At 47.3% G+C, this 10327-nt stretch carries 7 protein-coding genes, 1 other RNA gene and 1 pseudogene; 4 read left to right on the forward strand and 5 right to left on the reverse strand.

The features are described from left to right. Positions 1–230: 230 nt before the first annotated feature. The 4 genes from RMO84_RS16230 to ssrS all read right to left on the reverse strand — a co-directional run bounded on the left by RMO84_RS16230 (position 231) and on the right by ssrS (position 5827). The gene (locus tag RMO84_RS16230) at positions 231–3212 is read right to left on the reverse strand and encodes a PAS domain S-box protein (RefSeq protein ID WP_310489483.1); all 2982 of its coding nucleotides are present in this window, start codon (positions 3210–3212) and stop codon (positions 231–233) included. Continuing rightward, entirely contained in the window at positions 3106–4413 is a 1308-nt protein-coding gene (locus RMO84_RS16235) for a response regulator (RefSeq protein WP_310489477.1), read from the reverse strand. Before RMO84_RS16235 ends, RMO84_RS16230 begins: the two co-directional genes overlap by 107 nt. A 388-nt stretch (positions 4414–4801) precedes the next feature. After that, the gene (gene rpiA / locus RMO84_RS16240) at positions 4802–5500 is read right to left on the reverse strand and encodes a ribose-5-phosphate isomerase RpiA (protein WP_310489478.1); all 699 of its coding nucleotides are present in this window, start codon (positions 5498–5500) and stop codon (positions 4802–4804) included. 139 nt (positions 5501–5639) lie between these two features. Then, a non-coding RNA gene (ssrS, locus tag RMO84_RS16245) (6S RNA) lies at positions 5640–5827 on the reverse strand. A gap of 187 nt (positions 5828–6014) precedes the next feature. Here ssrS and RMO84_RS16250 point away from each other — a divergent pair. From RMO84_RS16250 to groL, 4 genes and pseudogenes are all read left to right on the forward strand, one after another. Further along, positions 6015–6317 (forward strand): hypothetical protein, encoded by a 303-nt coding sequence (locus RMO84_RS16250; RefSeq protein WP_310489479.1) that lies wholly within the window; start codon positions 6015–6017, stop codon positions 6315–6317. Continuing rightward, positions 6314–6682: pseudogene (locus tag RMO84_RS16255) on the forward strand (clan AA aspartic protease). The gene RMO84_RS16250 and the pseudogene RMO84_RS16255 overlap by 4 nt, the downstream one beginning before the upstream one ends. Before the next feature lie 157 nt (positions 6683–6839). Continuing rightward, positions 6840–7151, forward strand: coding sequence for a co-chaperone GroES (groES, locus tag RMO84_RS16260; protein ID WP_310426935.1), 312 nt, complete (start codon positions 6840–6842; stop codon positions 7149–7151). A 47-nt stretch (positions 7152–7198) separates the two neighbouring features. Then, positions 7199–8836, forward strand: a complete 1638-nt coding sequence (gene groL / locus RMO84_RS16265) for a chaperonin GroEL (RefSeq protein WP_310489481.1) — start codon at positions 7199–7201, stop codon at positions 8834–8836. An 83-nt stretch (positions 8837–8919) separates the two neighbouring features. Here groL and RMO84_RS16270 read toward each other — a convergent pair. Further along, the coding region (locus RMO84_RS16270) for a hypothetical protein (RefSeq protein ID WP_310489482.1) at positions 8920–10327 on the reverse strand (1408 nt) is incomplete at its 5' end.

Consider the following 10327-nt stretch of genomic DNA (forward strand, 5'->3'; position numbering starts at 1 on the left):
CGAATAAAAAAACGACAAGACAGGGGGATTTCTAGGGTTTTCGCTTTTATCCAGACTTGTGTATACACCGTAGCTTTTTAAAGGGGGAACTGGATCGAAAGTCCCCCTTTTTAAGAGGGATTTAGCGGATGCAACCACGCGGAGGTTCCCTCCGCATGTGTTGCACCAAGCAGGGGGATTTACCCACTGAAAACGAAGCAATTAGACTTTTCAAACACCCTCTACAAGATTTAAACCCTAATTATTTTGGGCCAAGTAAAGCAGAACCGAGTACCCTGTTTGACATCTGTATCCAACCAAATGCGACCGCCTTGACTCTCGATAATTTTTTTAACGATCGCGAGTCCGATTCCCGTGCTATCAGATCGGTTTTGCGGATTCACTGCCTGAAAAATTGTAAAAATCCGATCGTGATGCTCTAACGGAATCCCTGCACCATCATCAGCGATCGCGAATTCATAGCAGTCACCACAATCCGCGATCGAAATCTGCATCGAGCCAGCCTCGGAATAATGATGTTTGATGCCATTGCCGACTAAGTTGGTAAGTACCTGGAATAACGGCAATCGTTTGGTCGAAAATGTGGGCAGATCCGCAGGGAGATCGATCGTAAATGTGGGTGGTGGTGCCACCGAATCGATGACCTCCGCCAGCAATCGCGATAACTCCACAGGTTCGATTTCGTCTTCTTCGCGACCGCACCGGGCATAGTCCAGTAAGCCATCGATCGTCGCTGCCATCCGATCTACGCGGCTCCGTAGGAGGGTCATCTGCGATTGGGTATCGACGGTGAGTTGTCCCTCTAGATCGTCTTCAATCCACTGGGAGAGATTGGCAACTGCTCGTAGAGGTGCTTTGAGATCGTGAGAGACGACATAAACGAAGCTGTCTAGCTCTTGATTGCGCTGTTCCAAATCGGCTTGAGCCTGTTTGCGGGCGGTGATATCGTGGGCTTCTGCGACGATCGATTCAACTCGTCCGACCTCATCAAACATCGGTTTGAGCGAAAAGTCGGTAATCGTCATCCCGCCACTGGGATTGAGAAATTCTACTTCATAGCGCACAAATCGACCGCTGGCGGCAGTGGCGATCGCGTCCCTAAGTTGCTGCTGGAGCTGCTCTGTATGCCACCAGGGAGTGTCCCAAAAGCTTTTACCAACAATTTCGGATTTTGGAGCAGCAACCGATTTGAGGGCGGCATGATTGGCTTCGAGCAGCACCCCATCCAGGTTCAATAATCCCATTAACTGAAAAGTCTGGTTGAAAATGGCACTAAATTTGCGTTCGCTCTGAAATAGTGCGGCTGATTGGCGTTTTCGCTCGGTGATAGTTTCCGAGAACATAATGATGCCGCCAATTTCATCGGTATCGGTATACCAAGGACGAACTTCCCAGCGCATCCAATCGATCGATCCATCGGGACGCGGAAATACATCTTCTTCGCAACTTTCGATCGCGCCAGCCAGACAACGCTGGTGAATTTCTTGCCATTCTTGGGGCTGCTCGGGATAAAGATCGTAATGAGATCGTCCCACAATCTCGCGATCGCGTAGCTCGTGGTTATCGATCCAGACATCGCTAGCACTCAGATAGCACATGTCTCGATCGAACATCGCTAGTGCCACTGGTACATATTTAACGAAGAGCTGCAATTGTGATTCCCGTTGGCGCAATTGGGCTTCTAGCCGTTTGCGATCGGTCACATCTCTACCGACACTATACCAACAATTGCTCTGCTGGTATGGTGTCGCATTCCATGACACCCAGACAATTGAGCCATCTTGACACTGACACCGATTCTCGAAGTCAATTACGCTCTGACCGTTTGCCAAGCCTTGAGCGGCAGCTATGGTGGATTCGCGATCGTCGGGATGCACAAAGTCGATAAAGGGTCGGGAGACAAATTCAGCTTCAGTAAAACCCAACAGTCGCTCGAAAGCCGGATTGACCCGGACGAAATACCCCTCGAAATTGCCGATCGACAATAGATCGATCGACCGCTCGAAAAACCTGTCGCGCTCTTGTTCGGCGGATAGTCGCGCTGCTTCGATGCGTTTGCGCTCGGTAATTTCTTGGACAATCGAGTTAACACCTACTACGCGTTCTTCGGCATCTCTTTGGGGATAATAACAGAGCAACCAGTGCCGCTCTACTCCAGGTTGCGAAGGAACAATTCCACTTACTTCTAGATTCAGGATTGGCTCGCCCGACTCCATAACTTGGCGATACAACGGCTCTAGCTGGTCTGCCATTTCTGGCAACACTTCACGGAGGGTACGCCCAATGTGTGCAGCGACAGGCATACCATTAATCTCCGCCAACTGCTCGTTGATGCGAACAAATTGTAGATTGGTATCGGTAAAGCTCAACCCCACTGGAGCCGTCCGATAGATGGCTTCGATTTCGGTCAATTGCTGCCCAATCGTTGCTTGCTGCGCCTGGAGGAGTGATGCTGCTTGCTGGCGTTCGCCCAGCGCGGCTTGCCGTTCGGTAATATCGCGGGAAACCGATAAAATTTGGCTGACCTGTCCATCGGCATCGAGGATCGGTGTCACAACGACTTCCCACCATTTCGGCGTACCTTTGGCAGTCGCGCCAAAACCATCAAACCGATTCTCTTGCAGAGACGCTCCGCGAACGACTCCCCCCGCCAAGGCTGTGCTAAAGGCAGTTTGAGCCGATTCTCGTGCGCTACCTTGCCAGAATTCAAGCCATTGACGGTTAACGACAGTATCAAAGTCATCAATTTCCATCAGTGACTGTCCGTAATCGTTCATATAAATTATCCGACCTGCTAAGTCCAAAACTTTGATGCAGTCGCAACTGGTTTCTAAGATAAGACGGTTTAATTCTTCACTCTGGCGGAGTAGTTGTTCATCGCGCTTGCGTTCGGTGATATCGCGACCATTGGCATAGATTAAGTTACGCTCTGGTTCTGGGATCGCACTCCACAAAATCCACCGATAAGATCCATCCTTGCAGCGATAGCGATTCTCAAAATTAACTAACGAATTACCTGCGCTCAAGCTTTCAAACACAGCCATCGTTGCTGCGATATCGTTAGGATGTAAGAAGTCGATAAAGGGTTGTGCCATAATTTCGGCACTAGTGAAACCCAGAATTTGTTCGCAAGCTGGATTGATCCGCGCGAAATACCCATCCAGATTGACAACTCCCAGTAGATCGATCGCTAAATCGAAAAAGCGATCGATCTCTCGTTCGGAGCCGCGCCAGTTCAGTCCGTTTGCGTTCGTTAACATCCTGAAAATAAATCCCTAAGCCGACATCTGAAGGATAAGCATGAACCTCAAACCAAGTTTCGGTTGGCTCATAAAATAGCTCGAAATGTACCGCCACTCGATCGGTCACAGCCCGATGATACTCTCGATCGACAATCGTGCCTACCGTCGCGGGAAATAATTCCCAATGACTTTTCCCCAAATATTCTGCTGGTATTAAACCAGTTAGTTGACGATATATTTCAGTTGCTGCCGAATTGGTATAGACGACCCGCCACTCGCGATCGAGCGTCACATACGCATCGGTCATGCTTTCCCAAACCAGCGTAATCTGCTGATTCTTGGCTTGCAGATCGAATTGGGCTTGCTTTTGGACAGTCACATCTCGCCAAGCAGCCACAAAGCCATCATCTAATTTATTAACTTGCACGTCATAGACTTTGGCGATTTTTTGTGTCCCCAACGCATCTTCATAGATCGTCTCTTCCCTACATAGTGGTATTCCTGTCTCTACCACTCGGCAGTATTCTGCAAACAATCCCAGTTCGAGAATCACCGGAGTCACTTCACAGATCCCTCTACCCATGTCAGCAGCCATCCGATTGCTCTCTATTGCCGCCGCATTCAGGTAATCAACCCGGAAGTCGGTAATCGCTCCTCGGGCATCCCGAATCGCCGTATAGGTGCCATAGCAATCGAGCATCGTGTCGAGCGAGATCCGCAGCTGCTCGTCACACTGTTGAAATTGCAGCCGCGAACGGGCATTCTCGTTGGCGTAGCCTCTCCCCTGGAGAATGGCACCTCGCATCGTCGATCGCAATAGTTCTGGTGTCAGGTCGCTCTTGACTAAATAATCTTCTGCTCCCAGCTTCATCGCTTTGACCGCAGTTCTGTGGTCGCCCCTTTCCGTGACTATTACCACAGGTGGACTACTGCCATTACTTTGGGCGTTTAGGGCTGCTAGAAACTCCAGCCCATCGCCATCAGGTAGCGCGTAATCGATCAAAATTGCATTGATCGATTTGGTGCGGCACAATGTCAGTCCCCCTGCGACAGATTCCGCTTCCAACAGGTGATAAATGCAGCTTTCGTCTTGGTTTAGCTCGCGTCGATATAGCTCTCGATCTGTCGCCAAGTCTTCAACGATGAGTAATGTGAAGGTGGGGATAGGCATTTTTTACTGGCAACACATGGTAATGTTACTACGATCGATTAGTCCAATATAATTGGACTAATCGATCGTAACGGATCTGAATTCTGTTCTCAATCTCAAAAATGTTACACATAATTGCCACAGCGGCAGGTCAAATTACGCGAATATGCTCAACCTAACTCTTTTGAGGTATAAGCTGTGACTACGTATCCTCAACTTATACCCTGAAAGCTTTTTTACGCTGTACTGCTCTTTTCAAACACTCTCTAAGCGGGTGTTTGAAAAGTTTTATTTGTGACGATCATAGACCTGAATCCCCCTAAATCCCCCTTAAAAAGGGGGACTTTGAATCTTGCTCCCCCTTTTTAAGGGGGCTGGGGGGATTAATTTATACTTTTCAAACACCCGCTTAGAGTTCTTTAATAATGACTTTATCGCCCTGAACTTCACCGACTAGAATCACATCTGCCACCCCGACAAATAGACCATTTTCAAGTACGCCAGGGATATTATTGAGCGTTTTTTCTAGTTCTGCCGGATTATCGATCGAGTCAAATTTCACATCAACCACCAAGTTACCTTGATCTGTCACGACTGGGCCAGCTTTTCTGACACCCATGCGAAGTTGAGGCTTGCCACCTAATTTTTCGATCGCGCGCATAACAGGTGTCACAGCCATCGGGATGACTTCAACCGGGACGAGGAACGTACTGCCCAATTTATCGACTAATTTAGTATTATCGACAACGACGATAAACTGCTCGGCCAAAGCATCGACTACCTTTTCTTGCGTATGCGCCGCACCACCGCCTTTAATCAGATTTTTGTGAGGATCGACCTCATCCGCACCATCGATCGCGATATCGATTCGATCGGCCTCATCAAGCGTCGTTAAGGGGATACCATACTGTTTAGCCAGCACTGTTGCCTGAAATGAAGTGGGAATCCCCTTGACGTTAGTAATTTCCCCCGCTGCCAACCGTTTGCCAATAAACTCGATCGCATACGCCGTCGTCGAACCCGTCCCCAAACCGACGATCGAATTAGACTGTACCCGCGCCGCAGCAGCCTTCCCAACTTCCTGCTTCATCAAATCTTGTGGTGTCATTCTCTCTTAATCTCATTCGATAGCTTTTGATACCACTTTATCAGCAAAACCCTACCCTAATCCCTATCCTCTACTCCCTATCTCCTATCCACAACAAAACTCCCAGCCCAAAGACCAGAGGTTCTGTTTTCAAATATTTAGGTCAACCGCAACGCCGTTTTACCTCAGTTTATGACCTGGTTAAAACCAGGTGGGTACCGGAAGTTCGTGCTTATAGTTTCTGAATACTAGTTCAGTTTACTGCCGCTAGAACAACATTAGTTCCCGTAAAAAATTCAAGCATAGATCAAAAAACGTTATTGGCAGTCACCAACGTCGCAGCCAGACCATGACTACATCTTAAGGGAAGAATACTCGATCGGTCAAGGTGGGGAGGGGTGTCTTCGTTTGGAAATCCTAGCAAGAAAGTTGATGGTTTGCTACGAGCGATCTCTGAAGGTTCGTTGGCGTAGCCTCTGCTTAGAGAATCGCTTAGGTTAAAATACAAGAGTAAAGTTGAAACGAGGTCAAGCTTATGACAGGATCTCCAGAGGAGAGGTTTCACCAACGGCAACCCCGCTACAGTAAAGAAGAATTCGCTCGACGTGGTAACGAGATTTATCAATCTCAAGTGCGTCAACAAATCGACGAAGAGATCGATCGAGGGAGGATTGTCGCGATCGATATTGAAACTGGAGCCTTTGAAATAGCCGATCGACCGATTGCAGCAGTCGATCGACTCTACGATCGATACCCAGACGCACAACCTTGGGTAATTCGGATCGGACATCGAGCAGTCTACCGCTTTGGTTCCCAAAGTTTAAAGACAACAGCATGATGCAGGGAATCGTAAATCAAAATTGTGGAGCCATTATTCGAGTAGTAATCGGTTAGGAAAATGCCCCCAAACAAATGGTTGAGGCTGTAATTGACACGGGATTTACTGGCTTTCTGTCTCTGCCGATGTATAGGATCTCTGCGCTCGGATTACCCTGGCCTTTTCGGGATATTGGCACTTTAGGTGACGGCAGCGAAGTCATTTTTGAAATGTACAAAGCAACAGTAATTTGGGATGGTCAGATCCAGATTATTGATGTAGCCGCTTCGGAAGCCGATCCACTAGTCGGAATGAGTTTACTGTATGGGTTTAAAGTTCAGATTGAAGCTATTGAAGGTGGGATGGTAACAATCGAATCCTTGTAACTTAAATCATCCTCAAAGCACCAGTCAAAACCCGATTCTCCAAAGAGAGGCTACGCCAACGTGCGGGAACCCGTACCCTACCCTTGCTTGCATTGCCATACCCCAGTCGGCTAAATTGGCACTCAGCAGTTGAGAGTGCTAAATACTCATAATAAATATGGCATCAGTATCGTTAACCGTATCCACAGTCAAGCCTTTAGCCGATCGCGTCTTCGTTAAAGTCAGCGCATCCGAAGAAAAAACCGCAGGTGGTATCCTTCTTCCCGACACAGCTAAAGAAAAGCCCCAAATTGGCGAAATCGTGCAAATTGGCCCTGGCAAACGCAACGAAGATGGTACTCGTCAAGAGCCAGAAGTCAAAGTTGGCGACAAGGTTCTGTATTCCAAATACGCTGGTACCGACGTCAAGCTCGGCGGCGACGAATATGTTCTGTTATCTGAAAAAGACATCTTAGCTGTAGTCGGCTAGATAGTCTCGTCAACGAACATTTCACCTCACTCCTAAATTAAAAGATTATGGCAAAGCGAATTATATACAACGAAAATGCTCGTCGCGCGTTGGAACGTGGGATGGACATTTTGGCAGAAGCGGTAGCAGTTACCCTCGGCCCTAAAGGTCGGAACGTCGTCTTAGAAAAGAAATTTGGCGCACCTCAGATCGTTAACGACGGTGTCACAATTGCTAAAGAAATCGAACTCGAAGATAACGTCGAAAACACTGGCGTAGCTCTGATTCGTCAAGCTGCTTCCAAAACTAACGACGCTGCTGGCGACGGTACTACTACAGCTACCGTACTGGCTCACGCGATCGTTAAAGAAGGCTTACGTAACGTAGCGGCTGGTGCTAATGCGATCGCCCTCAAACGCGGTATCGATAAAGCCACTGGTTTCCTTGTTGAGAAAATCGCGGCTCACTCCAAGCCCGTTGAAGACTCCAAAGCGATCGCGCAAGTAGCATCCATCTCCGCTGGTAACGACAACGAAGTCGGCGAAATGATTGCTAACGCGATGGATAAAGTTGGTAAAGAAGGCGTTATTTCCCTCGAAGAAGGTAAGTCCATGACTACCGAACTCGAAATCACTGAAGGGATGCGTTTTGATAAGGGTTATATCTCCCCTTACTTCGCTACCGATATGGAGCGGATGGAAGCAGTTCTCGAACAGCCTTACATCTTGATCACTGACAAGAAAATCAACTTGGTTCAGGATCTCGTACCGATTCTTGAGCAAGTAGCTCGTTCCGGTCGTCCTCTGCTTATCCTCGCTGAAGACATCGAGAAAGAAGCTCTGGCTACCTTGGTTGTCAACCGTCTGCGTGGTGTCTTAAACGTTGCCGCAGTTAAAGCTCCTGGTTTCGGAGATCGTCGTAAAGCGATGCTCGAAGATATTGCAGTCTTGACTGGCGGTCAGCTAGTAACTGAAGATGCTGGTTTGAAACTCGATGCGACTAAATTAGAATCTTTAGGTCAAGCGCGTCGGATTACGATTACCAAAGATAGCACCACGATCGTTGCTGAAGGTAACGAAGCGACTGTTAAATCGCGTTGCGAACAAATCCGCCGTCAAATGGAAGAGAGCGATTCTTCCTATGACAAAGAAAAGCTCCAAGAGCGTCTGGCTAAATTAGCTGGTGGTGTTGCAGTTATCAAAGTTGGTGCTGCTACCGAAACCGAAATGAAAGATCGTAAATTACGTCTTGAAGATGCGATCAACGCAACTAAAGCCGCAGTTGAAGAAGGCATCGTTCCTGGTGGCGGTACGATTTTAGCTCACCTCTCTCCCGAACTCGAAGTTTGGGCGCAAGCTAACCTCAAAGATGAGGAATTAACTGGTGCGCTGATCGTGACTCGCGCTCTTTCCGCTCCGCTCAAACGGATTGCTGAAAATGCCGGTCAAAACGGTGCGATTATCGCCGAGCGCGTAAAAGAGAAAGCCTTTGATGTTGGTTATAATGCAGCCACAAATGAGTTCGTAGACATGTTTGCCGCTGGGATCGTCGATCCTGCTAAGGTCACGCGTTCGGCTCTGCAAAATGCTGCTTCGATCGCTGCCATGATCCTCACTACTGAGTGCATCATCGTTGACAAACCAGAACCTAAAGATGGTGGTGGTGCTGGTGGCGCAATGGGTGCTGGTGACTACGGCGATTACTAAGTTCTAAGTTTTCAATAACTTTCAGGGACAACCCTTAATGTTAATAGCTATCTCCAGACGGAGATAGCTATTTTTTCGATCGGCTAATTTTTTTGTTGACTATTAAGCCACTCGATCGATTGCTTGTTACCTGCTGGTGGCTGAATAGTGTAGCGAAAATCTGGAGGGACTGGTGTATGGAAAAAAGTCACAGCAGAATTAGATTTGCTCACTAATTCAATAAAACTATTAGTATCTTCTGCCGAATTCATCGTACTAATATCATCTTGAAAAATAAATAGTGGCTTATTTATCTTTAAAGCATTTTGATAAGGAGAAAATCGCTCGATCGCTTCTGGATATCTCGTTACTACTTTCGAGATATTCTCGATCAAACGCGGGAATTTTTTGGGAATATCAGTCACTGGGTTAAAGACAATTGCGCCTTTGACTCGATTGTCTGCTGCGGCTGCCATTAACGCGATCGTGCCACCAGAACCAGTCCCGCCAGTATAAATGGCATTGGGGTCGATTTGGGGAATCCTAGCAATCGCATAATCGATCGCGAGCTTAGTATTTAAAACACCTCCGTCTGAGGCTTTGTGCTCTTTGAGTCTATACGTAACAATTTTATCTGGATCTCTGAGTAGTGGTTCTTCATTGGCTTTACTCATATCCTGGATCGCACCATCGACATCATAGGCCATGACAGCATAGCCAGCCTTGATATATTCAATATACTCCTCACGCCTCATTGGTTCCAGTTTCTGACCGTATAGTGGCGTCGTTCCCGATGGTGCCACAAATATACAGGGGATCTTAGATTTAGCTGGATGAGTTGGTATATAAATAAAAAATCCGGACATATGAGTCCCTCTGTTAAAAACAACTTGATACTCTATCACCTCAGCATCATTCATACCAGTTTTCATTCCTGGTAATTGATTGACGTCGAGGTAGGTAATCGGTTTTTGCTCCATATTATCAAAGAACCGTGAAATTCCGTATACACCACCAATCCCAACCCCCAGGGCAAAAATAGCAGAAACTAGTCTCAGTAAGTACGAAGTAAGCAGCCCATAAGTTCGTAGCTTTGGTTTGAACTCAAACTCTGATGCGTCTTTAAATGATGTATTTCTCGATTGATTTGGGTTGGCAATCAGTGTTGAAATCTCTGACTCCTCAGCTTCATCTATTGGTATATCTGAGTTGCTGAGTGCCATTTCTTTAATTAAAAAAGCATTGGTTTCGGCAGTCTTGCGCTTATAAACGGCTAATCGGTGAATATCTGCTGCAGCGATCTGTTCGATTTTTTTGCCTAAGTCCACTGCTAAGTCCTGCGCTTCCAAAAACTTTTTGGTTTGGAGAGTCAGCTTGAGAGTTTCCCCGTCGAGATCGAGGAAAAACTCCACTCCTTCGACATTGAGGTTAGCTAATATCTCTTTAACACAATGATGGATTTCGACTAAATCTTGCCGATCTTGGGGATCGTTGACGCTGGTAGATGCTGAT

Source organism: Chamaesiphon sp. VAR_69_metabat_338 (assembly GCF_031423935.1).
Classification (GTDB): Bacteria; Cyanobacteriota; Cyanobacteriia; order Cyanobacteriales; family Chamaesiphonaceae; genus Chamaesiphon.

Bases quoted from the DNA above. Each gene is read 5' to 3' on its own strand.
- RMO84_RS16235 (WP_310489477.1), bottom strand. From the start codon at position 4,413: ATGCCTATCCCCACCTTCACATTACTCATCGTTGAAGACTTGGCGACA.
- rpiA (WP_310489478.1), bottom strand. From the start codon at position 5,500: ATGACACCACAAGATTTGATGAAGCAGGAAGTTGGGAAGGCTGCTGCG.
- RMO84_RS16250 (WP_310489479.1), top strand. From the start codon at position 6,015: ATGACAGGATCTCCAGAGGAGAGGTTTCACCAACGGCAACCCCGCTAC.
- groES (WP_310426935.1), top strand. From the start codon at position 6,840: ATGGCATCAGTATCGTTAACCGTATCCACAGTCAAGCCTTTAGCCGAT.
- groL (WP_310489481.1), top strand. From the start codon at position 7,199: ATGGCAAAGCGAATTATATACAACGAAAATGCTCGTCGCGCGTTGGAA.